The sequence below is a fragment of the Streptomyces tauricus genome (assembly GCF_014650955.1).
Classification (GTDB): domain Bacteria; phylum Actinomycetota; class Actinomycetes; order Streptomycetales; family Streptomycetaceae; genus Streptomyces; species Streptomyces tauricus.
Genome location: NZ_BMVY01000010.1, coordinates 154,437 through 175,519 on the forward strand (window position 1 = coordinate 154,437; position 21,083 = coordinate 175,519).

At 70.5% G+C, this 21,083-nt stretch carries 18 protein-coding genes; 10 read left to right on the forward strand and 8 right to left on the reverse strand.

Translation table 11 applies throughout. The annotated features are described in order from the left end of the window. The first annotated feature begins 198 nt into the window (after positions 1 to 198). A complete protein-coding gene (locus IE278_RS18260) occupies positions 199 to 984 on the forward strand; it encodes a hypothetical protein (protein ID WP_189773570.1) in 786 nt (261 codons plus the stop codon). A 250-nt stretch (positions 985 to 1,234) separates the two neighbouring features. On the opposite strand, the gene IE278_RS18265 is transcribed toward IE278_RS18260, so the two are convergent. Then, the gene (locus IE278_RS18265; protein WP_373312026.1) at positions 1,235 to 1,729 is read right to left on the reverse strand and encodes a MarR family winged helix-turn-helix transcriptional regulator; all 495 of its coding nucleotides are present in this window, start codon (positions 1,727 to 1,729) and stop codon (positions 1,235 to 1,237) included. A 228-nt stretch (positions 1,730 to 1,957) separates the two neighbouring features. On the opposite strand from IE278_RS18265, the gene IE278_RS18270 reads away from it, so the two are divergent. Continuing rightward, positions 1,958 to 2,800: a lysozyme gene (locus IE278_RS18270; protein ID WP_189773574.1), complete on the forward strand. Its 843-nt coding sequence runs from the start codon at positions 1,958 to 1,960 to the stop codon at positions 2,798 to 2,800. 83 nt (positions 2,801 to 2,883) lie between these two features. On the opposite strand, the gene lon is transcribed toward IE278_RS18270, so the two are convergent. Then, a complete protein-coding gene (lon, locus tag IE278_RS18275) occupies positions 2,884 to 5,301 on the reverse strand; it encodes an endopeptidase La (protein WP_189773576.1) in 2,418 nt (805 codons plus the stop codon). 225 nt (positions 5,302 to 5,526) lie between these two features. Between lon and IE278_RS18280 the strand changes: the two genes are divergently transcribed. The 5 genes from IE278_RS18280 (at position 5,527) to IE278_RS18300 (ending at position 13,654) form a co-directional block, all read left to right on the forward strand. Next, positions 5,527 to 6,435, forward strand: a complete 909-nt coding sequence (locus tag IE278_RS18280) for a hypothetical protein (RefSeq protein WP_189773578.1) — start codon at positions 5,527 to 5,529, stop codon at positions 6,433 to 6,435. A gap of 52 nt (positions 6,436 to 6,487) precedes the next feature. After that, positions 6,488 to 7,174, forward strand: coding sequence for a spermidine synthase family protein (locus IE278_RS18285; protein ID WP_189773579.1), 687 nt, complete (start codon positions 6,488 to 6,490; stop codon positions 7,172 to 7,174). Between the two features lie 112 nt (positions 7,175 to 7,286). After that, complete coding sequence (locus IE278_RS18290; RefSeq protein ID WP_107021341.1) at positions 7,287 to 8,024, forward strand: response regulator transcription factor; 738 nt, start codon at positions 7,287 to 7,289, stop codon at positions 8,022 to 8,024. A 428-nt stretch (positions 8,025 to 8,452) separates the two neighbouring features. After that, entirely contained in the window at positions 8,453 to 9,517 is a 1,065-nt protein-coding gene (locus IE278_RS18295) for a HAMP domain-containing sensor histidine kinase (RefSeq protein WP_189773740.1), read from the forward strand. Between the two features lie 285 nt (positions 9,518 to 9,802). Continuing rightward, positions 9,803 to 13,654: a multifunctional oxoglutarate decarboxylase/oxoglutarate dehydrogenase thiamine pyrophosphate-binding subunit/dihydrolipoyllysine-residue succinyltransferase subunit gene (locus IE278_RS18300; protein ID WP_189773581.1), complete on the forward strand. Its 3,852-nt coding sequence runs from the start codon at positions 9,803 to 9,805 to the stop codon at positions 13,652 to 13,654. Positions 13,655 to 13,878: 224 nt separating this feature from the next. On the opposite strand, the gene IE278_RS18305 is transcribed toward IE278_RS18300, so the two are convergent. From IE278_RS18305 to IE278_RS18315, 3 genes are read right to left on the reverse strand one after another with little or no spacing between them, the layout of a single operon-like run. Next, the gene (locus tag IE278_RS18305; RefSeq protein ID WP_246570376.1) at positions 13,879 to 14,778 is read right to left on the reverse strand and encodes a transporter substrate-binding domain-containing protein; all 900 of its coding nucleotides are present in this window, start codon (positions 14,776 to 14,778) and stop codon (positions 13,879 to 13,881) included. An 18-nt stretch (positions 14,779 to 14,796) separates the two neighbouring features. Beyond that, complete coding sequence (locus IE278_RS18310) at positions 14,797 to 15,570, reverse strand: hypothetical protein (protein WP_189773583.1); 774 nt, start codon at positions 15,568 to 15,570, stop codon at positions 14,797 to 14,799. After that, complete coding sequence (locus IE278_RS18315) at positions 15,567 to 16,025, reverse strand: hypothetical protein (protein ID WP_189773585.1); 459 nt, start codon at positions 16,023 to 16,025, stop codon at positions 15,567 to 15,569. The genes IE278_RS18310 and IE278_RS18315 overlap by 4 nt, the downstream gene beginning before the upstream one ends. Before the next feature lie 203 nt (positions 16,026 to 16,228). On the opposite strand from IE278_RS18315, the gene IE278_RS18320 reads away from it, so the two are divergent. From IE278_RS18320 to IE278_RS18330, 3 genes are all read left to right on the forward strand, one after another. Further along, a complete protein-coding gene (locus IE278_RS18320; protein ID WP_189773587.1) occupies positions 16,229 to 16,411 on the forward strand; it encodes a DUF6104 family protein in 183 nt (60 codons plus the stop codon). A gap of 450 nt (positions 16,412 to 16,861) precedes the next feature. Further along, positions 16,862 to 17,896 (forward strand): DUF4097 family beta strand repeat-containing protein, encoded by a 1,035-nt coding sequence (locus IE278_RS18325; RefSeq protein WP_189773589.1) that lies wholly within the window; start codon positions 16,862 to 16,864, stop codon positions 17,894 to 17,896. Position 17,897: 1 nt separating this feature from the next. Next, the gene (locus tag IE278_RS18330; RefSeq protein ID WP_189773591.1) at positions 17,898 to 18,971 is read left to right on the forward strand and encodes a PadR family transcriptional regulator; all 1,074 of its coding nucleotides are present in this window, start codon (positions 17,898 to 17,900) and stop codon (positions 18,969 to 18,971) included. A 41-nt stretch (positions 18,972 to 19,012) separates the two neighbouring features. On the opposite strand, the gene IE278_RS18335 is transcribed toward IE278_RS18330, so the two are convergent. From IE278_RS18335 to IE278_RS18345, 3 genes are all read right to left on the reverse strand, one after another. Beyond that, a complete protein-coding gene (locus tag IE278_RS18335) occupies positions 19,013 to 19,633 on the reverse strand; it encodes a Clp protease N-terminal domain-containing protein (protein ID WP_189773593.1) in 621 nt (206 codons plus the stop codon). Then, positions 19,633 to 19,842 carry a helix-turn-helix domain-containing protein gene (locus IE278_RS18340; RefSeq protein ID WP_010984411.1) on the reverse strand — a complete coding sequence of 70 codons (210 nt, stop codon included), beginning with the start codon at positions 19,840 to 19,842 and terminating at the stop codon, positions 19,633 to 19,635. Before IE278_RS18340 ends, IE278_RS18335 begins: the two co-directional genes overlap by 1 nt. A gap of 102 nt (positions 19,843 to 19,944) precedes the next feature. Beyond that, positions 19,945 to 20,910, reverse strand: a complete 966-nt coding sequence (locus IE278_RS18345; protein WP_189773595.1) for a zinc-binding dehydrogenase — start codon at positions 20,908 to 20,910, stop codon at positions 19,945 to 19,947. Between the last annotated feature and the right edge of the window lie 173 nt (positions 20,911 to 21,083).

Here is a 21,083-nt window from a genome sequence, read left to right on the forward strand (position 1 = left end):
TCCCCTGGCGCGTGCGACACCCCTGCGCGGCAGGCCGGTTGGACGTCCACGGCAACCGATGGCAGGATGCGCCGCCACGCTTCGCCGGAGTCGGTGAATCCGTCGCAAAATGGGCGCCTGACCTGCTCGTCCAGACCTTTCCCACGGCGGTTGCCAGCCTTTGGTGAAGCTCGTGAAGGGGTCGTGCAGACTGGCCGGATGCGCTCGGAACTGATCTCGGTACCCGGTGACCCCGCCCGCCCCGACGAGGACTACGCATCGGTCGGCCTTCCCGCCTCCGGACAAGGCGGTTCGATCGTCGTACTGGACGGTGTGACGCCTCCCGCGACCGACGACGGCTGTCTGCATTCCGTCCCCTGGTTCACCGCCCGGCTGGGCGGCGCGTTGAGTGAACTGTCCGTTTCACGACGAGATCTGACGCTCACTGAGGTCTTGGGACACGCCATCGCCCGTACAGCCGACGCACATCGGGCAACCTGTGACCTTTCTCACCCACGCACCCCGCAGGCAACCGTGGTGCTGGCGCGCTGGTCAGAGGCGTCGGTCGAGTACTTGGTGCTCTCCGACTCGGCGCTGCTCATCGAGTCCCCGGCGGGAGCGGTCATCCCCGTCCTGGACGACCGCCTCTCGCGCGTCCCGCACGCCACGCTGAGGTCGGCGGCGGCGACGGACGCGATCCTGCGCAACAAGGAGGGCGGCTTCTTCACGGCCGCGGCGGATCCCTCGGTGGCGGCGCGTGCCGTCACGGGGTCTCTTCCCCGCTCCGAGGTGCGCGCCCTCACCGCCCTGACGGACGGCGCGACGCGCTGGGTGGAGAAGTTCGGCGAGGGGGACTGGCCGGACCTGTTCACCCTGGTCCGCAAGGAGGGCGGCCGGTCCCTGGTCGACCGCGTCCGCGCGCTGGAGCGGGCGGACACGGCCGGCGTCCACCTGGGCCGCTCCAAGCCGCACGACGACGCGACGGTGGTGTACGCGGAGCTGTAACCCCGCGGGCCCCCGGGGGTCGCGGGGCGGCTCGGGATCGTAGTCAGGTGCGAGTACGCCGTAGCTGGCCGCGCAGTTCCCCGCGCCCCTCAAAAGCGGGGCTGCGCCCCGGCTTTTGCCCCTTCAGGGGCGCGGGGAACGGCGCAATCTTGCGCCCCTCCAGGGGCGCGGGGAACGGCGCAGTCTTTTGGCTTTTCAGGGGCGCGGGGAACTGCGCGACCAGCCCCGCCGGCCCGCACCCGCGCGGCCGTCAGCCCCGTTCGACCCCCCGGTTCAGGCGGTGCAGCAACCGCGCCAGCTCCGCCACTTCGTCCCGGTCCCAGCTGGCCAGTTCGCGGACGTAGCGCGCCCGCCGAGCGTCCCGAACCCTCCCGAACCGCTCCCGACCCACGTCAGTGAGGTGCACGAGCCACGCCCGCCCGTCCGCGGGATCAGGCTCACGGGCGACGAGCCCGAGCTCCTCCAGCGCCCGCAGCTGCCGCGACATCGTGGCCTTGCCGACCCCGATGTAGGCGGCCAGCTCGGTCGCCCGCTGCCGCCCCCGCTCCTCCAGCCGCACGAGCAGCCCGTACGCGGAGGACTCCAGGTCGGGATGCACCTCGCGGACCATCTCCCCCGACGACGCACGCGCCCGCCGCAACAGAACGGTCAGCTCGCGTTCCAGCGCCAGGAACTCCTGGTCCACACCACTCCCGGAACCACCGGATCCCGCCCGGTGCCCCTCGCCCTTACCGCCCTCGTGCACGTCAGCACCCATGACCCGGTTTCCCGATCCTGAAAGTTTCCGCCAAAGACCGCCATTGCCGCAGCTCGGCCAGTATTTCGCAGGATTAGACCAACGGCAGCCGCCGGACCCTCTTTCCGCCGGTCGTCCGCGTGCGTAGCGTCTTCAACAAGTACCCCGCATGGCATGCCCACGCCACTCCACGGAGCACCACCACCCGGGCACCACCGAGCCTTCGGAGGCACGAACATGTCCGTGCACAGATCCGGAACGGCCCACCGCTCGCACGCACGCGACCACCTCAGAACGCGCCTCGGCGCGCTGGGCATCCTGCTCCTGTCCCTCTCCCTGCTCCTCGCCCATCCCGCCCACGCGGCCGACGTCCCGGCCCGCGGCTCCGCGTACATGGGTATGGGCGTCATCCCGCACGACGGCCAGGACGGCCTGCCGACCCCCGGCGACGCCACCCAGACGGAGGGCGTGGACGTCAGCAGCCACCAGGGCAACGTGGCCTGGTCGACCCTGTGGAGCGGCGGGGTCAAGTGGGCCTATGTGAAGGCCACCGAGGGGACGTACTACACGAACCCCTACTTCACCCAGCAGTACAACGGCTCGTACAACGTCGGCATGATCCGGGGCGCGTACCACTTCGCGACCCCCGACACGACGGGCGGCGCCGCGCAGGCCAACTACTTCGTGGACCACGGCGGCGGCTGGTCGCGGGACGGCAGGACCCTGCCGGGCGCGCTCGACATCGAGTGGAACCCGTACGGGGCGGCCTGCTACGGCAAGACGCAGAGCGCGATGGTCACCTGGATCCGCGACTTCCTGAACCAGTACAAGGCCCGCACCGGCCGGGACGCCGTCATCTACACGGCCACCAGCTGGTGGACCCAGTGCACCGGCGACTACGCCGGTTTCGCCTCCGCCAATCCGCTCTGGATCGCCCGCTACGCCTCGGCGGTGGGCACCCTCCCGGCGGGCTGGAGCTTCTACACGATGTGGCAGTACACGTCCTCCGGCCCGACGGTCGGCGACCACGACAAGTTCAACGGCGCCCTCGACCGCGTGGTGGCCCTCGCCAACGGCTGACACCCACCACGTCCCTCGCGTACGCGGAAGGCCCGGACCCCTCACGAAGAGGGACCCGGGCCTTCCTGCACCGATGGCGTCCGTCACGCCGCCACCGGAACCTCCGTCGCCGCGCCGCTGGTCGCCGGCGCGAGCGCCAGTTCCAGGACCTGGCGGACGTCCGTCACCGCGTGGACGTCGAGCTTCTCCAGGACCTCGGCCGGGACGTCGTCCAGGTCGGCCTCGTTGCGCTTCGGGATGATCACCGTGGTGACCCCCGCTCGGTGCGCGGCGAGCAGCTTCTGCTTGACGCCGCCGATCGGCAGTACCCGGCCGGTGAGCGAGACCTCACCGGTCATGGCCACGTCCGTACGGACCAGCCGGCCCGACAGGAGCGAGGCCAGTGCGGTCGTCATGGTGACGCCCGCGCTCGGGCCGTCCTTCGGCACCGCGCCCGCCGGGAAGTGGATGTGCACGCCCCGGTCCTTCAGATCGGCGACGGGCAGTTCCAGTTCGGCGCCGTGGGAGCGGAGGAAGGAGAGCGCGATCTGCGCCGACTCCTTCATCACGTCACCCAGCTGACCGGTGAGGGTCAGACCCGCCGCGCCCGTCTCCGGGTCGGCCAGCGACGCCTCGACGAACAGGACGTCACCGCCCGCGCCGGTGACCGCGAGACCGGTCGCCACGCCGGGCACCGCCGTACGGCGCTCGGCCGGGTCCTGGGCGGACTCGGGCACGTGGTGCGGCCGGCCGATCAGCCCGCGCAGTTCCTCGTCGGTCACCGTGAACGGCAGGTCCCGCTCGCCGAGTTCGTGCTGCGCCGCGACCTTGCGGAGCAGCCGTGCGACGGACCGCTCCAGATTGCGGACGCCCGCCTCACGGGTGTACTCGCCGGCCAGCTTGCGCAGCGCGCTCTCGTCGAGAGTGACCTCGTCCTTCTCCAGACCGGCCCGCTCCAGCTGGCGCGGGAGCAGGTGGTCCCGGGCGATGACGACCTTCTCGTCCTCGGTGTACCCGTCGAGCCGCACCAGTTCCATCCGGTCGAGCAGGGCCTCCGGGATGGCCTCCAGCACGTTGGCCGTGGCCAGGAAGACGACATCGCTCAGGTCCAGCTCGACCTCCAGGTAGTGGTCCCGGAAGGTGTGGTTCTGGGCGGGGTCGAGGACTTCGAGGAGGGCCGCCGCCGGGTCGCCCCGGAAGTCGGAGCCGACCTTGTCGATCTCGTCGAGCAGGACCACCGGGTTCATGGACCCGGCCTCCTTGATCGCCCGTACGATCCGGCCGGGCAGCGCACCGACGTACGTACGCCGGTGGCCGCGGATCTCCGCCTCGTCCCGTACGCCGCCGAGGGCGACCCGGACGAACTTGCGGCCCATGGCGTGCGCGACGGACTCACCGAGCGAGGTCTTGCCGACGCCGGGAGGCCCGACGAGCGCGAGCACGGCACCGCCGCGACGGCCGCCCACGACACCCAGACCCCGGTCGTTGCGCCGCTTGCGGACCGCCAGGTACTCGGTGATCCGCTCCTTCACGTCGTCCAGACCCGCGTGCTCGGTGTCCAGGACCGTCTTGGCGCCCTGGATGTCGTACGCGTCCTCCGTGCGCTCGTTCCACGGGAGTTCCAGCACGGTGTCGAGCCAGGTGCGGATCCAGGAGCCCTCGGGCGACTGGTCGCTGGAGCGCTCCAGCTTCTCGACCTCCTTGAGCGCGGCCTCACGGACCTTCTCGGGGAGGTCGGCGGCCTCGACGCGGGCCCGGTAGTCGTCGGACTCCTCGCCCTCGGCCTCGCCGTTCAGCTCACGCAGCTCCTTGCGCACGGCCTCCAGCTGCCGCCGCAGCAGGAACTCGCGCTGCTGCTTGTCCACACCTTCCTGTACGTCCTTGGCGATGGACTCGGCGACATCCTGCTCGGCGAGGTGCTCGCGCAGCTGCTCGGTGGCGAGCTTCAGCCGGGCCACCGGGTCGGTGGTCTCAAGCAGCTCGACCTTCTGGGCGGTCGTCAGGAACGGCGAGTAGCCGGAGTTGTCGGCGAGCGCGGACACGTCGTCGATCTGCTGGACGCGGTCCACGACCTGCCAGGCGGCGCGCTTCTTCAGCCAGTTCGTGGCCAGCGCCTTGTACTCCTTGACCAGCTCGGTCACGGCACCGGGCAGCGGGTCGGGCACGGTCTCCTCGACCTGCGTGCCCTCCACCCACAGGGCGGCGCCGGGACCGGTCGTACCGGCGCCGACACGCACCCGGCCGCGACCGCGGATCAGGGCACCGGGGTCACCGTCGGCGAGGCGTCCGACCTGCTCGACCGTGCCGAGCACCCCCGTGTTGGCGTACGTGCCGTCGATCCGCGGAACAAGAAGCACCCGCGGCTTGCTGGCACCGGTGGAACGGGCTGCTGCCTGCGCGGCCTCGACCGCGGCGCGTACATCGGCGTCGTTCAGGTCCAGGGGCACCACCATGCCGGGCAGCACGACCTCGTCGTCGAGCGGCAGCACGGGCAGGGTGAGCGGTTCGGACGTCAAAGCCATGATCTCCCCTTCGGCATTCAAGTTGAGCTATGCCGACTCAATGCACGTGAGCCCCTGATTGTTCCCCTGCCGCCGTTCGCTGTGAGCGATCATCCGGAAGGGCCGTTCACCGAAGGCTGTGACCAGGCACGACGTCCGATCGCACGAGAGACCGAACGTCGGGGCGGGCTCCCGCGTCACAGGTACGTCGCCGGTGTCGGTCCGGCCGTCTGCCCTGGGGGTGTCATGCGGAACGCCACGCTGTTGCGGCTGCTCGTCGTGGGGAGCCTGTTCGCCGGAGCCGTCGCGTGCGGCGACGAGAGCGCCGGGGACATCGGCGTCGGGGGCGGCTCGGCGCACGACCCGGAAGGGAGCACGGAACGCGCCCGTGAGGTGGCCGAGGCCTGGGCGGACTCGAAGGCGGCGCGGATCTGGCGCGAGCGGTACTTCCCGACGGACGACGCCGTCCAGCTTCCCGAGGGCGCCTTCCGCAGCGAGGCCGACGAGCGCGCGTACGCCACCCAGAACTTCGAACCGGGCGGCCCGCTCCCGTCCCGTTCACCGAAGGAGGGGGAGGTCGGCTGGCGCGACGGCGACGCGCTCGCCCTGCCCGTGTCCTCCGCGCGAGCCGCCTACGAGAAGCTCGCCAGGGGCAGGAACTCCGGCCCCTCCCTCGTCGTGACCGGTGCGCGGCTCGGGACGATGTCCCTCGACACCAGCCGGGGGCCGGCCACCGTGCCCGCCTGGCTCTTCACCGTCAAGGGGTACGACACACCGCTCAAGCGCGTCGCGGTCGCGCCTTCGAAGCTCCCCAGGCCGCCGATCGGGCCCCTCGATCAGTCCGCGGGCTTCCTGCAGCCGCTCTCCGGGCTCAGCTCGGTGTCGCGGGACGAGCGCACGGTCACGCTGCGGGCCCAGCACGGCGCCTGCGACAAGGGTCCGGCGGTGGCCGTCCTGGAGACCGCGGACAACGTGGTGTTCTCCGCCGGGGTGCGGGACCCGTCGGACGGTCCGTGCACGTCCGAGATGCGGTCCAAGAAGGCGCGGGTGAAGCTCGACCGCCCGGTCGGCGACCGCATGCTCCTGGACGCGCTCACGGGCAGGCCCGTCCCCTACGACGCGCCGGCGGGCTCCCCGGCGCCGTCCTGGAGCTGAGCGTCGGCCAAAAACGGCTGCCCGGTCGGGGCGCGCTTGCCAGGATGGGTTCATGACCGCGTACGACATCCCGCACGGCAGCCCCGAAGTCATCGACCGTCGCGAGGGCCCGTACGGCGAAGTCGTGCTGCGCCGCCACGGCGAGCTGCTGCAGATCATCGCCAACGGCTGTTTCCTCATGGACACCTCCGACGGCCGCTCGGAGCGACTGCTGGTCGACGCCGCGCTCGGCGCGCTGGACGGCCGCCCCGGCCCGGAGATCCTGATCGGCGGCCTGGGCGTCGGCTTCTCCCTCGCCCACGCGGCGGCCGACCCCCGCTGGGGCCGTATCGCGGTCGCCGAGCGGGAGCGGGCCATCATCGACTGGCACCGGTCCGGGCCCCTCGCGGAGCTGTCCGCCCGCGCGCTCGCGGATCCGCGCACCGAGATCATCGAGGTCGATCTCGTCGCGCACGTCCATGAGACATCCGACACGTACGACGCCCTGTGCCTCGACATCGACAACGGACCCGAGTGGACCGTCACAGAGGGCAACGACAGCCTGTACTCACCGGCCGGACTCGCCGCGTGCGCACGGGTGTTGAGGAAAGACGGGGTACTCGCTGTTTGGTCGGCCAAGCCTTCGCCTGATTTCGCAAGAACCTTGCGGAATGCCGGGTTCCGACACGTGCGTACCGAAGAGATCCCCGTTGCCCGGGGCGTTCCGGACGTGGTGCATCTCGCGGTAAGACCTGGATAGCCGAGCGACGGTCACTGCCCGTACCCTGCTGCTCTGACGCCGATCATTCAAGCGTCAAGCGCAGTCATGGAATCACCCCACTGGTTCCGGAAAGCACACTCAGGGGCGGGCGATGGAGCAGACACACACCTCGCACAACGGCACGGCGGCCACGCCGGGCGCTCAGCGCCGGGTGCTGGTGGTCGAGGACGATCCGACGATCGTCGACGCCATCGCCGCCAGGCTCCGCGCCGAGGGATTCCTCGTGCAAACAGCGGGTGACGGACCGGCCGCCGTCGACACGGCCGAGGCATGGCAGCCCGACCTGCTGATTCTCGACATCATGCTGCCGGGCTTCGACGGCCTGGAGGTGTGCCGCCGCGTCCAGGCGGCCCGTCCGGTGCCGGTGATGATGCTCACCGCCCGCGACGACGAGACCGACATGCTGGTCGGCCTCGGCGTGGGCGCCGACGACTACATGACGAAGCCGTTCTCGATGCGCGAGCTGGCCGCGCGCGTGCACGTACTGTTGCGCCGCGTGGAGCGGGCCGCGCTGGCCGCGTCCACCCCGCGTTCCGGCATCCTGCGCCTCGGCGAGCTGGAGATCGACCACGCCCAGCGCCGGGTCCGGGTGCGCGCCGACGACGTGCACCTCACGCCCACCGAGTTCGACCTGCTGGTCTGCCTGGCGAACACGCCCCGCGCGGTCCTCTCGCGCGAGCAGCTGCTGGCCGAGGTCTGGGACTGGGCCGACGCCTCCGGCACCCGGACCGTGGACAGCCACATCAAGGCCCTGCGCCGGAAGATCGGCGCGGAGCGGATCCGTACGGTGCACGGCGTGGGCTACGCGCTGGAGACCCCGACACCCTAGAGTCGGGCACCCTGACCGAGGGGGCGTATGTGATGAGGGGTCTCGGCGTACTGCGCAAGCGCGTCAAGGCGGGCGCGGGACGGGTCTCCGGCACGGGTTCCGGCGCCGGTTCCGGTACGGGTCCCGGCGCGGCGTCTGATGCGGGGCTTGGTGCGGGGCCTGTTTCCGGCGCGCCGTCCGGTGCCTCGTCCGGCACCAGTACCGGCACCGATCTCCACGCCGACGCCGTCTCCGGCGCAAGTCCCGCGCTGAGTGCCGGTCCGGCCGTAGGCACAGGTGCGGGCGGCTTCCCGGCGACGCGCCCGACGCCGGGTCCGGCCCCGGGCGCCGGTGGAACGTCCGGCACGACCTCCGGCACCACGTCCGGTACGAGCGCGGGTGCCGGCCCGGGTAGCGGCTCCGGTGCCGGCTCGGGATCCTGGGGTGACGTGCGGCCCTTCTCGATCAAGACCAAGCTCGGCACCCTGGTCGTCGTCGCGGTGTTCATCACCACCGGTCTGTTGATGATCGCGGTGCGCACCGAGACGGAACTGCGCTTCATCACGGTCTTCTCGATGATCGCGACCCTGCTGATCACCCAGTTCGTGGCGCACTCGATCACCGCCCCGCTGGACGAGATGAACACCGTCGCGCGGGGCATCTCGCACGGCGACTACACCCGCCGGGTCAGGGGCGCCGACCGCCGCGACGAGCTGGGCGACCTGGCCCAGACGATCAACCGCATGGCGGACGACCTGGAGGCCCAGGAACGGCAGCGCAAGGAACTCGTGGCGAATGTCTCGCACGAGCTGCGCACGCCCATCGCGGGCCTGCGGGCGGTCCTGGAGAACGTGGTGGACGGCGTCTCCGCCGCCGACCCCGAGACGATGCGCACCGCCCTGAAGCAGACGGAGCGCCTCGGCCGGCTGGTGGAGACGCTGCTGGACCTCTCCCGCCTGGACAACGGCGTCGTACCGCTGCGCAAGCGCCGCTTCGAGGTGTGGCCGTACCTGTCGGGCGTGCTGAAGGAGGCCAACATGGTGGCCTCCGCGCGCGCGGGCATCGCTTCCGGCTCCGGCAGTCACACGCGTACGGACGTCCATCTGCACCTCGACGTCTCGCCGCCCGAGCTGACCGCGCACGCGGACCCGGAGCGGATCCACCAGGTCGTCGCCAACCTCATCGACAACGCGGTCAAGCACAGCCCGCCGCACGGCCGCGTCACGGTGAAGGCCAGGCGCGGCGACGGCCCCGAGTCCCTGGACCTCGAAGTCCTGGACGAGGGACCCGGCATCCCGCGCTCGGAGTGGCACCGGGTCTTCGAGCGGTTCAACCGCGGCGGGGTCGTCGCGCCGCACGGCCCGGGCAGCGACGGCGGTACGGGGCTGGGGCTGGCGATCGCCCGCTGGGCGGTCGATCTGCACGGTGGCCGGATCGGCGTGGCCGAATCCCAGCGCGGTTGCCGGATCCAGGTCACTCTTCCGGGAGTGCCCTCGCCGGACAGGTTGACGTAGGGTTCGAAGCGAGAGCCCAAGATCCACGTGATGGGGCAGCAGGACACGTGTCATCGTGCGTTCCTGGCACGGAGATTCGGTCTTCCGAGGCCGCAGCTCCGAACAGGCGCGTCCATTTCACATCGGAACCTCGCTTGTTTCCCGCCATTTCGAACGCCGAAACACGCTTTTCGATGTGACTTACGCGACGATGACCAGGCCCGGACTGACCTAGCCGGTCCGGGGGGCGTAGCCTTTATTCCCGCTGTCCATCACCTTGTGAAGCGGAAGAGGGCGGTTGCCGCCGTGTCGCCACAGTCCCCCAGTAACTCATCGAGCGTCTCGACCGAGGACCAAGCCGGGAAGAACCCCGCCGCGGCCTTCGGACCGAACGAGTGGCTCGTCGACGAGATCTATCAGCAGTACCTCCAGGACCCGAATTCGGTAGACCGAGCCTGGTGGGACTTCTTCGCCGACTACAAGCCCGGCGGCGTGGCCGCCTCGGCTCCGGCGGGTACCGCGGCCGCGGGGGCCGCGGGAACCACCACCGCGCCCAAGGCGGCTCCGGCCGCCGCTGCCGCACCGCAGGCCCAGGCTCCGGCCCAGGCCGCTCCTGCGAAGGCTCCGGCCCAGGCCCCGGCTCCGGCCGCTCAGGCCCAGGCCGCTCCGGCTGCCGCGAAGGCCGCTGCCGCCGCGCCGGCCAAGGCCGCGGCTCCGGCCGCCACCCCGGCGAAGCCCGCAGCGGCCAAGCCGGCCGCGGCGAAGGCCGCGCCCGCCCAGGAGGCACCCGAGGGTCCCGAGTACGTGACGCTGCGCGGCCCGAGCGCCGCGGTCGCGAAGAACATGAACGCCTCCGTCGAGGTCCCCACGGCGACGTCCGTGCGCGCGGTCCCGGTGAAGCTGCTCTTCGACAACCGCATCGTCATCAACAACCACCTGAAGCGTGCCCGGGGCGGGAAGATCTCCTTCACCCACCTCATCGGCTACGCGATGGTGCAGGCCATCAAGGCCATGCCCTCGATGAACTACTCCTTCACGGAGAAGGACGGCAAGCCGACCCTGGTCAAGCCGCCGCACGTCAACTTCGGCCTCGCCATCGACCTGGTGAAGCCCAACGGCGACCGCCAGCTGGTCGTCGCGGGCATCAAGAAGGCCGAGACGCTGAACTTCTTCGAGTTCTGGCAGGCCTACGAGGACATCGTCCGCCGCGCCCGTGACGGCAAGCTGACGATGGACGACTTCTCGGGTGTCACGGTCTCGCTGACCAACCCCGGCGGCCTCGGCACCGTCCACTCGGTCCCGCGTCTGATGCCCGGACAGTCGGTCATCATGGGCGTCGGCTCGATGGACTACCCGGCGGAGTTCCAGGGCACCTCCCAGGACACCCTGAACAAGCTCGGCATCGCGAAGGTCATGACGCTCACGTCGACCTACGACCACCGGGTCATCCAGGGCGCCGCGTCCGGCGAGTTCCTGCGCGTCGTCGCGAACTACCTGCTCGGCGAGAACGGCTTCTACGACGAGATCTTCGAGGCCCTGCGCATCCCCTACGAGCCGGTCCGCTGGCTCAAGGACATCGACGCCTCGCACGACGACGACGTCACGAAGGCCGCCCGCGTCTTCGAGCTGATCCACTCCTACCGGGTCCGCGGCCACGTCATGGCCGACACCGACCCGCTGGAGTACCGCCAGCGCAAGCACCCCGACCTGGACATCACCGAGCACGGGCTCACCCTGTGGGACCTGGAGCGCGAGTTCGCGGTCGGCGGTTTCGCGGGCAAGTCCCTGATGAAGCTGCGCGACATCCTCGGTGTGCTGCGCGACTCGTACTGCCGCACCACCGGCGTCGAGTTCATGCACATCCAGGACCCGAAGCAGCGCCGCTGGATCCAGGACCGTATCGAGCGTCCGCACTCCAAGCCGGAGCGCGAGGAGCAGCTGCGGATCCTGCGCCGGCTGAACGCGGCGGAAGCGTTCGAGACCTTCCTGCAGACGAAGTACGTCGGCCAGAAGCGCTTCTCCCTGGAGGGCGGCGAGTCCGTCATCCCGCTGCTCGACGCGGTGCTCGACTCCGCCGCCGAGTCGCGTCTCGACGAGGTCGTCATCGGCATGGCCCACCGCGGCCGGCTGAACGTCCTCGCGAACATCGTCGGCAAGTCGTACGCGCAGATCTTCCGGGAGTTCGAGGGCAACCTCGACCCGAAGTCGATGCACGGCTCCGGCGACGTCAAGTACCACCTGGGCGCCGAGGGTGTCTTCACGGGCCTGGACGGCGAGCAGATCAGGGTCTCGCTGGCCGCGAACCCCTCGCACCTGGAGGCGGTCGACCCGATCCTGGAGGGCATCGCCCGCGCCAAGCAGGACATCATCAACAAGGGCGGCACGGACTTCACCGTCCTGCCCGTCGCCCTGCACGGTGACGCGGCCTTCGCGGGCCAGGGTGTCGTGGCCGAGACCCTGAACATGTCGCAGCTGCGCGGCTACCGCACCGGCGGCACGGTCCACGTGGTCATCAACAACCAGGTCGGCTTCACCGCGGCCCCGGAGTCCTCGCGTTCGTCCATGTACGCCACGGACGTGGCCCGCATGATCGAGGCGCCGATCTTCCACGTGAACGGCGACGACCCCGAGGCCGTCGTCCGGGTCGCGCGGCTGGCCTTCGAGTTCCGTCAGGCGTTCAACAAGGACGTCGTGATCGACCTCATCTGCTACCGCCGCCGCGGTCACAACGAGTCGGACAACCCGGCGTTCACGCAGCCGCTGATGTACGACCTGATCGACAAGAAGCGCTCGGTGCGCAAGCTCTACACCGAGTCGCTGATCGGCCGGGGCGACATCACCCTGGAAGAGGCCGAGCAGGCGCTGCAGGACTACCAGGGCCAGCTGGAGAAGGTCTTCACGGAGGTCCGCGAGGCCGCTTCCGCGCCCGGCGAGTCCCACGCCCCGGACGTGAAGCCGGAGTTCCCGGTGGCGGTCACCACGGCGATCTCCCAGGAGGTCGTCAAGCGGATCGCCGAGTCCCAGGTCAACATCCCCGAGCGCGTCACCGTCCACCCGCGTCTGCTGCCCCAGCTGCAGCGCCGCGCGGCGATGGTCGAGGACGGCACGATCGACTGGGGCATGGGCGAGACGCTCGCGATCGGCTCCCTGCTCCTGGAGGGCACCCCGGTGCGCCTCTCGGGCCAGGACAGCCGCCGCGGCACGTTCGGCCAGCGCCACGCGGTCCTGATCGACCGGGAGACGGCGGAGGACTTCACTCCGCTCCAGTACCTCTCGGAGGACCAGGCCCGCTACAACTGCTACGACTCGCTCCTGTCCGAGTACGCGGCGATGGGCTTCGAGTACGGCTACTCGCTGGCGCGTCCCGAGTCCCTCGTGATGTGGGAGGCGCAGTTCGGCGACTTCGTCAACGGCGCCCAGACGGTCGTGGACGAGTTCATCTCGTCGGCGGAGCAGAAGTGGGGCCAGACGTCCGGCGTCACGCTGCTCCTCCCGCACGGCTACGAGGGCCAGGGCCCGGACCACTCGTCCGCGCGTCCTGAGCGCTTCCTCCAGATGTGCGCGCAGAACAACATGACGGTCGCCATGCCGACGCTCCCGTCGAACTACTTCCACCTCCTGCGGTGGCAGGTGCACAACCCGCACCACAAGCCGCTGGTGGTCTTCACCCCGAAGTCGATGCTCCGCCTCAAGGCGGCCGCGTCGAAGGCGGAGGAGTTCACGACGGGCGGCTTCCGTCCGGTCATCGGGGACGACTCGGTGGACCCGGCCGCGGTCAAGAAGGTCGTCTTCACGGCGGGCAAGGTGTACTACGACCTCGACGCCGAGCGTAAGAAGCGCGGCATCACGGACACGGCCGTCATCCGCATCGAGCGCCTGTACCCCCTCCCGGGCGCGGAGCTCCAGGCGGAGATCGCCAAGTACCCGAACGCCGAGAAGTACCTGTGGGCCCAGGAGGAGCCGGCGAACCAGGGCGCGTGGCCGTTCATCGCCCTGAACCTCATCGACCACCTGGACCTGGCGGTCGGCGCGGACGTCCCGCACGGGGAGCGCCTCCGCCGCATCTCCCGCCCGGCGGGCTCGTCCCCGGCGGTCGGCTCGGCCAAGCGCCACCAGGCGGAGCAGGAGCAGCTGGTGCGCGAGGTGTTCGAGGCCTGACCGGTCACTGTATGTACTGACCGTACGGACGAAGGGCCCGGTCCTGAGCTTCGGCTCGGGGGCGGGCCCTTTGGCAACCCCCGCCTTCTTCCAGCCCGCCCGGCACCCGCCTTGCGACTCCGTCCGGCGCTCGCCTTTCAGCCCGTCCGGCGTTTGCGGACGAGGCCGTTCAGGCCAAGGCGGGGTCCGGGGGCGCAGCCCTCAGGAGGAGCGGCCCCACACGGTCAAGCACTCGGTTTGTCCCGACAAGAGCGCGCGTCAATGGACTCGTCACTGGGCTTGTAATCGCTGATCCACCCCGGCTCCTGAACCGGAATATCGGGCAACGACGTCTCCATGTCCTTGATCCAGTCGCTGCTCTCGACATACCGCTTCACGAACTCCCGCAGCTCGACACAGTCCTCCCGATGCCCCTTGGGCAACCCGATCCCGTAATGCTGCGGCGCCCCGATGGTGACGTCGGGAACAACCCGCAGCCCGTCCTTCGCATGGTGGCGGGCGAAGCCGTAAAGGATCATCTGGTCGGTCGAGACGGCCTGCACCTCACCCCTCTTGAGCGCGTCGATGCAGTCGGAGGCGTCGACGAGCTCCTTGATCTCGATGCCCTCGCGCCGGAACTCCTGGAGCGTCGCCACGGACGTGGTGCCCTCCCACGAACAGACGGCCTTGCCCCTGAAGTCGTTCAGCTCGTGGACGGCCACCGACTTGGGCCCGACCAGGAACCCCTGCCGGGTGGTGGCGTACGGCCCCACGAAGTCGATCGCCTTCATGCGCTCGGGTGTGATGGAGAAGGCCGCGATCACCATGTCGACCTCGCCCTTCTCCAGCGCCGGGATACGTCCCTCGGAGGACAGGTTGGACGGCGAGGCGGACTTGATGCCCAGCCCTTCCTTGATCTGCTCGAACACCAGCTGGTCGAGGCCCGACCGGCGGTAGTTCTCCTCGTAGGAGATGCCGGGCAGGTCGTTGTGCATACCGACACTGATCCGTTCCTTGCCCAGGAACGTGTCGTCCGGTTCGTCCGAGCCCGAACTGACAGCGAGCGTCAGCCCGACCGCGACGATGACGCAGAACGCGCCCACCGCCACGTACACACGGCTTTTCGAGCCCACCTTCGTACTCACCCGGTACCCCCGTACCCCTCAGCCGTGCAGCACGGCGTCGTCGACGAACACGTTCATCCGGCAGCCGGCGTCGGTGCGGACGGTGACGGTGACGCGTATGCCGTCCCGCACCCCGCCCAGCCGCATGTCGACCGGCCGGCCCGACCGGACGTCGTCGACGGTGCTCGGACCCCCGCCGAGCCGGAGGGCGAGCCGGGTCTCCGGAGTGCAGGACTGCGTGCCGGGGTCGGCATCGTCGACCCTGAGGACGAGACGCAGATGCGTACGGACCGGTCCCCCGTCCACCCCCACGACGAGCGTCTCCCCGTCTCCCAGCGGCCGGGACGGCGTCACCGTCGTCAGACCGGCGACATCGACCTCTCCGTGACCGCGTACCTGCTCCACCCAGACCGTCCCACCGACGGCGAGGGCGACGGACAGGGCGGAGGCGAGGGCCTGGGCCCCGGCGCGCCCCCGTATGCCGGCCACCCGCACGAGGGCGATCAGCACGGCGGCGCCGATCATCAGATACGACCAGAGGACCTGGCCGCCCGGTCCTTCGGGAGTCCTCAGCAGGGCGGCGCCGCCGAGCCCGAGGACGACGAAGAACGGCGGCCAGTTCCACACGCGCCAGCTGCGGGCGCCGTCGAGGGTGCTCTGCAGCGCGTCGCCGACGACCAGGCTGACGACGAAGTTGCCGAGCACCTGCCCGACGGCCGTGACCCAGGTGCCCTCGCCGCGCGCGCTGGGACCCTGCGCCCCCGCGGCCCCCTCACGGACGCCCTCCCGAAGGCCTTCGGCGGGTTTGTTCATCTGCCGCTCTGCTGATCGGTCCGGTCGGCCTCTCGGGGATGGGGGTAGGAGAGATTGAAATCCCCCTGAACCCGCCCGACGGCGACGGCATGGCTCCCGGTGGCTGTCACATGAATGTCTCCGCCCGGCCGGAGAGCGGCGGCTTTCGCCACCCACCCCTCAAGAGCGGACGCGCTCAGATCATCACCCGCGAGCCAGTGCCCGACGGCAGCTTCAAAAACTTCAAGCTCAGCGCCCGACAACCGCGCAAGAACAGCGGAAGCACCCCGGTCATCACCGTCCCCACCCTGTTCACCCTCCCGCCGCAGGACCGCGTCCAGGAACGTCCGACCGCCCTGTACGACGCTCTCGGCGAGCCGGTCCCGGGCGGTCACGAGCACAGCCGTCCCCATCGAGGCGGCCGCGGCGCTCAGAAAGGGAGCCAGCTGACCGGCGGCCGTCATCAGTTCGGACATCTCACGGCTCCGTCTCGCGCCGGTCGGCGGCAGCAGAACCGCACGGCTGAACAAGGATGAACAGGCTTTCGGGAAAGGGGAGTTACCCATTCTGCGCCAGATGCACACCTTAGTGACGGGATCGTCCCGGCAAGGGGCATCGACCGGTTTCGTAGGCTGTGCGCAGGAGAACGACCGGGTACGCACGCAGGAGAGCAACCACCATGTACTTCACCGACCGCGGTATCGAGGAACTTGAGAAGCGGCGCGGCCAGGAAGAGGTCACTTTCGAGTGGCTGGCCGAGCAACTGCGCACGTTCGTAGACCTCAACCCGGACTTCGAGGTCCCGGTGGAACGCCTGGCAACCTGGCTGGCCCGCCTGGACGACGACGAGGACGAGGACTAGCCCACCCTCTTTGCCCTGTCCCAGCCCGTCCGGCGTTCGAGGCCGAGCACCCCTCCAGCCCGTCCGGCGTTCGAGGCCGAGCACCCCTCCAGCCCGTTCGGCGTTCGAGGACAAGCGCCCCTTCAGCCCGTCCGGCGTTTGAGGACGAGCGCGAAGCGCGATACGGGGGGCGAGGGGGCGCAGCCCCCATGACAGGGACGGGAACGGGTAGGGGCGGCGGGGGCGAGATCCCCGTTCGCGACACACCGAGCCGCCCCGCCCCTCCCCGCCCACAGCGGCACCCACCACCCACGCCAGGGTCGATTTATCCACATTCGCCCCCATCGAGACCCCCCAGTTCACCGGAAAGAGCACCTTGACTTCCCCAACCCGCGATATATCGTGTCTATCAGAAGACGCGATATGGCGCGTCGAGCGCCACGCCCACCCCCGCCCGAGGAGGTCAGCACCATGTCCGAGTGGTCCGTCGCAGAGCCAAGGAAGCTCACATTCGACGAACCGGTGACGGCTCTCCACGTGCGCATCGCCAACGGCACGGTGAACGTCGTGGGCACCGACGAGGGCCCCGCCCACCTCGAAGTCTCCTCGATAGAGGGCCCGCCCCTGATCGTCGCCCAGGAGAACGGCACACTCACGGTCGCGTACGAGGACCTGCCCTGGAAGGGCTTCCTCAAGTGGCTCGACCGCAAGGGCTGGCGCCGCAGCGCGGTGGTCTCCCTGGCCGTACCCGCCCGCACCCGCGTCGAGGTGGGCGTGATCGGCGCCACCGCCGTGGTCTCCGGCATCGACGGCCGCGCGGTGGTGAAGGGCGTCTCCGGAGACACCACACTCGTGGGCCTCTCGGGCCCGGTCCGTGCGGACACGGTGTCGGGGAACGTGGAGGTCCAGGCCCTCACCGGCGACCTCCGGCTCAACTCCGTCTCCGGCGACCTGACGGTCATCGAGGGCTCCAGCCCTTCCGTGCGGGTCGACTCGGTCAGTGGTTCCGTGATCGTCGACCTGGACCCGGCAGGCCGGTCCAGTGACATCCGGCTGGCCAGCATCTCGGGCGAGATCGCCGTCCGCCTACCGCATCCGGCCGACGCGGAGGTCGAGGTGGACTCGGCGAGCGGCGTGGTCTCCAGCGCGTTCGAGGACCTGCGCATCGACGGCCAGTGGGGCGCCAAGAAGATCACCGGCAGGCTCGGCGCGGGGAACGGCCGCCTGAAAGCGACCACCGTCTCCGGTTCGATCGCACTGCTGCGCAGGCCACCGGCGGAGGACGAGCCGTGGGACCAGGAAGTGGATTTCGAGAAGAAGGCGGACGTCGGGGAGGATGACCCACAGGACACGGCTCCTGACCCGTCCGGTACCGGACCCACCGCCGAGACGCCCGCGTCAGCCGCCCTCTCCACCCCCGCGACACCCCCAGCCGCCGACGCCGCCACCGCCACTGACGCCACCGACGGATCACCCGACGGCCCGACCCACCAGAAGGGGCTCTGACATGGCTCCCGTCTTTGCCCATGGCCGCCTGCGGCTCTACCTGCTCAAGCTCCTCGACGAGGCACCACGCCACGGTTACGAGGTGATCCGCCTCCTGGAGGAGCGCTTCCAGGGGCTGTACGCGCCGTCGGCCGGCACCGTCTACCCCCGGCTGGCCAAGCTGGAGGCCGAGGGCCTGGTCACCCACACCACCGAGGGCGGCCGGAAGGTGTACGCGATCACGGACGCCGGCCGTGCCGAGCTGGCCGACCGCAGCGGTGAACTGGCCGATCTGGAGCTGGAGATCCGCGAGTCGGTCGCCGAGCTGGCCGCGGAGATCCGGGCCGACGTGCGCGGCGCCGCGGGGGATCTGCGCCGCGAGATGCGGGCCGCGGCGAGCGAGGCCCGGCGGGGTTCCACGGGAGCCGGTGCCAAGGCGCACGGCGAGCGCGAGAGCGGCCACGGCGACTTCACGGACTTCGGGGACAAGGAGGCGTGGCGCGTCGCCAAGGAGGAGATGCGTCGCGTCAAGCAGGAGTGGAAGGAGCAGGCCCGGCGCGCCAAGGACGAGAGCCGGCGGGCCCGCGAGGAGGCCCAGCGGGCCCGGCACCAGGCCAAGGAGGCCCAGGAGCGGGTCCGGGCGCAGGCGCAGGAGGAGCTCCAGCGCATCGCCAAGCGCGTCCAGGACCAGGTGCAGGACCACTTCACCCGGGGCGACTGGCCGACGGGGGTCCGTGAGGGCCTCACCGAGCTGGCCAAGGAGTTCGGCGATTTCGGGAAGGACTTCGGCAAGGAGTTCGGAAAGGACTTCGGCTTCGGCAGGGCCGGGACGGGAGCCGGGAGGGAGACGAGGAGGCCCGACTACACGGACACTCCGGAGGACTTCCCCGCCGGTTACGAACCCTCCTGGGCCCATGAGGACTCCACGGGCGATCCCGCCCGGGACCTGGACCGCCTGCTGGACCGCTTCCGCGACGACATCCGCGACGCGGCCCGTGATCACGGGGTGACGGAGGACCAACTGCGCGATGCCCGCCGGCACCTGTCGTCGGCGGCGGCGCACATAGGGGCGGTGCTGCGGACGCCCAAGGGCTGAGCGACGGCCGAGGCGGTCCGGGAGCGGACCGCCTCGCCCTCTCAGCCGGCCTTCGCCTCTCCCCCGCCGTACAGCACGCGCCGCAGTGCCACGTAGGTCACGCCGTGGTCGGCCAGGACCTCCGACGGGACACCGGGGCGGGCGGCGAGAGCGAGTAGGAGGTGCTCGTCGCCGATGTGCCGGTCCTGCTGGGCGAGGGCCATGCGCAGGGACTCGGTGAGGACGTCCTTGGCACCTCGGGCGAAGGGACGCCGCCCGCCGACGAAGCCGGACCACCACCCCTTGCCACGCCCGCTGTCATGGCCGTCGCCCCTCCCGTTCCCCTTCGTGTTCCCGTGGGCGGCCTCCAAGGCGCCCTCGCCATGAGCCTCCTCGACGCGGGAGACGATCGCCGAGACGTCGATGCCCAGCCCCGAGAGGGCGTCGGTGTCGGCGCGGGAGAGCCCGCCGCGACGGCGCGCCTCGGCCAGCGCCCGCTGGACGGACTCCCTGCGTCCTGCGAGCCCCAGCGACGTCAGGGCGAACGACGCACGGCTGGCCTCGCGGTCGAGGAGCGCCAGCAGCAGGTGCTGCTCCTCGACCGCCTCCGCCTCCAGGCGCTCGGCATGGCCGACCGCGCCGAGGACCACCGCGCGGGCGTCCTTGGTGAACCGTTCGAACATCACTGCCTCCCGTACTTCTTGTGCACGGCCTGCCTGCTGACACCCAGTTCCGCGGCGATCTCCTGCCACGACCAACCCTGATTGCGCGCACTGCGCACCTGCACCGCTTCGAGCTGCTCCAAGAGCCGCCGCAACGCGGAGACGGCCCGCAGCCCGATCCGCGGATCGCGGTCGCCCGCGCGCTCGGCGAGATCCGTTGCTTCGGTCATGACGTCAACTTAGATTGACACGCCGGGAATTGTCAACTGTGGTTGACGGCCCGGGGTGTCAGAAGCCATGAGGTGTCAGGAGGTATCAGAAGTCAGGGCGTATCAGGAGGCGGTCAGCACGACCTTGCCGAAGAGTTCGCCGGACTCCATCCGCTCGAAGCCCTCGCGGGCGCGGTCCAGCGGGAGAACCTCGTCGATGACGGGGCGGACGCCGGTGGCGGCACAGAAGGACAGCAGATCCTCCAGCTCGTCCTTCGTACCCATGGTGGAGCCGACGACCTTGAGTTCGAGGAAGAAGATGCGGGTCAGCTCGGCGTGCGGGGGCCGGTCACCGCTCGTGGCACCCGAGATGACCAGGGTGCCGCCCGGCTTCAGGGACTTGACCGAGTGGGACCAGGTGGCGGCGCCGACGGTCTCGATGACGGCGTCCACGCGGTGCGGCAGCCGGGCTCCGGACTCGACGGCTTCGACAGCGCCGAGTTCCAGGGCGCGCTTGCGCTTCGCCTCGTCGCGGCTGGTGGCGAAGACGCGAAGCCCCGCGGCCTTGCCGAGCGCGATCGCCGCCGTGGCGACGCCGCCACCGGCTCCCTGGACGAGAACCGAGTCGCCGGGCCGTACGCCCGCGTTGGTGAAGAGCATGCGGTACGCCGTCAGCCAGGCGGTGGGCAGGCAGGCGGCCTCTTCGAAGGAGAGTTCGGCGGGCTTGGGCAGGACGTTCCAGGTGGGGACCGAGACCTGCTCGGCGAAGGTTCCCTGGTAGCGCTCGGTGAGGATGGAACGGGGCTCCTTCGGGCCGACGCCGTGGCCCGTCTGCCCGATGACGGAGTGCAGGACGACCTCGTTGCCGTCCTCGTCGATCCCCGCGGCGTCGCATCCGAGGATCATCGGCAGTTTGTCCTCGGCGAGGCCGACCCCGCGCAGCGACCAGAGGTCGTGGTGGTTCAGGGAGGCGGCCTTGACGTTGACGGTCGTCCAGCCGGGGCGGGGCTCGGGAGCGGGGCGGTCACCCAACTCCAGGCCGTTCAAGGGCTGGTCACGGTCGATATGGGCGGCGTAGGCAGCGAACATGTGCCGACCCTAGGTGGCGGGTGCGTCCGACGGAACGGGCCCCGCCTGTGACACACGTCCCCCACCCCAAACCCACGCAGTCCCCCACACCCCCAAAGACGCCGCCCCACCCACCGCCGTGGCCGCTCGCGCCGTTCCCCCCACACACCAGGGGCGCGGGGAACGGCGCGAGC

Excerpts from the sequence above, each read along its gene's own strand:
- IE278_RS18260 (WP_189773570.1), top strand. The coding sequence starts at position 199 with ATGCGCTCGGAACTGATCTCGGTACCCGGTGACCCCGCCCGCCCCGAC.
- IE278_RS18270 (WP_189773574.1), top strand. The coding sequence starts at position 1,958 with ATGTCCGTGCACAGATCCGGAACGGCCCACCGCTCGCACGCACGCGAC.
- lon (WP_189773576.1), bottom strand. The coding sequence starts at position 5,301 with ATGGCTTTGACGTCCGAACCGCTCACCCTGCCCGTGCTGCCGCTCGAC.
- IE278_RS18280 (WP_189773578.1), top strand. The coding sequence starts at position 5,527 with ATGCGGAACGCCACGCTGTTGCGGCTGCTCGTCGTGGGGAGCCTGTTC.
- IE278_RS18285 (WP_189773579.1), top strand. The coding sequence starts at position 6,488 with ATGACCGCGTACGACATCCCGCACGGCAGCCCCGAAGTCATCGACCGT.
- IE278_RS18290 (WP_107021341.1), top strand. The coding sequence starts at position 7,287 with ATGGAGCAGACACACACCTCGCACAACGGCACGGCGGCCACGCCGGGC.
- IE278_RS18310 (WP_189773583.1), bottom strand. The coding sequence starts at position 15,570 with ATGAACAAACCCGCCGAAGGCCTTCGGGAGGGCGTCCGTGAGGGGGCC.
- IE278_RS18315 (WP_189773585.1), bottom strand. The coding sequence starts at position 16,025 with ATGTCCGAACTGATGACGGCCGCCGGTCAGCTGGCTCCCTTTCTGAGC.
- IE278_RS18320 (WP_189773587.1), top strand. The coding sequence starts at position 16,229 with ATGTACTTCACCGACCGCGGTATCGAGGAACTTGAGAAGCGGCGCGGC.
- IE278_RS18325 (WP_189773589.1), top strand. The coding sequence starts at position 16,862 with ATGTCCGAGTGGTCCGTCGCAGAGCCAAGGAAGCTCACATTCGACGAA.
- IE278_RS18330 (WP_189773591.1), top strand. The coding sequence starts at position 17,898 with ATGGCTCCCGTCTTTGCCCATGGCCGCCTGCGGCTCTACCTGCTCAAG.
- IE278_RS18335 (WP_189773593.1), bottom strand. The coding sequence starts at position 19,633 with ATGTTCGAACGGTTCACCAAGGACGCCCGCGCGGTGGTCCTCGGCGCG.
- IE278_RS18340 (WP_010984411.1), bottom strand. The coding sequence starts at position 19,842 with ATGACCGAAGCAACGGATCTCGCCGAGCGCGCGGGCGACCGCGATCCG.
- IE278_RS18345 (WP_189773595.1), bottom strand. The coding sequence starts at position 20,910 with ATGTTCGCTGCCTACGCCGCCCATATCGACCGTGACCAGCCCTTGAAC.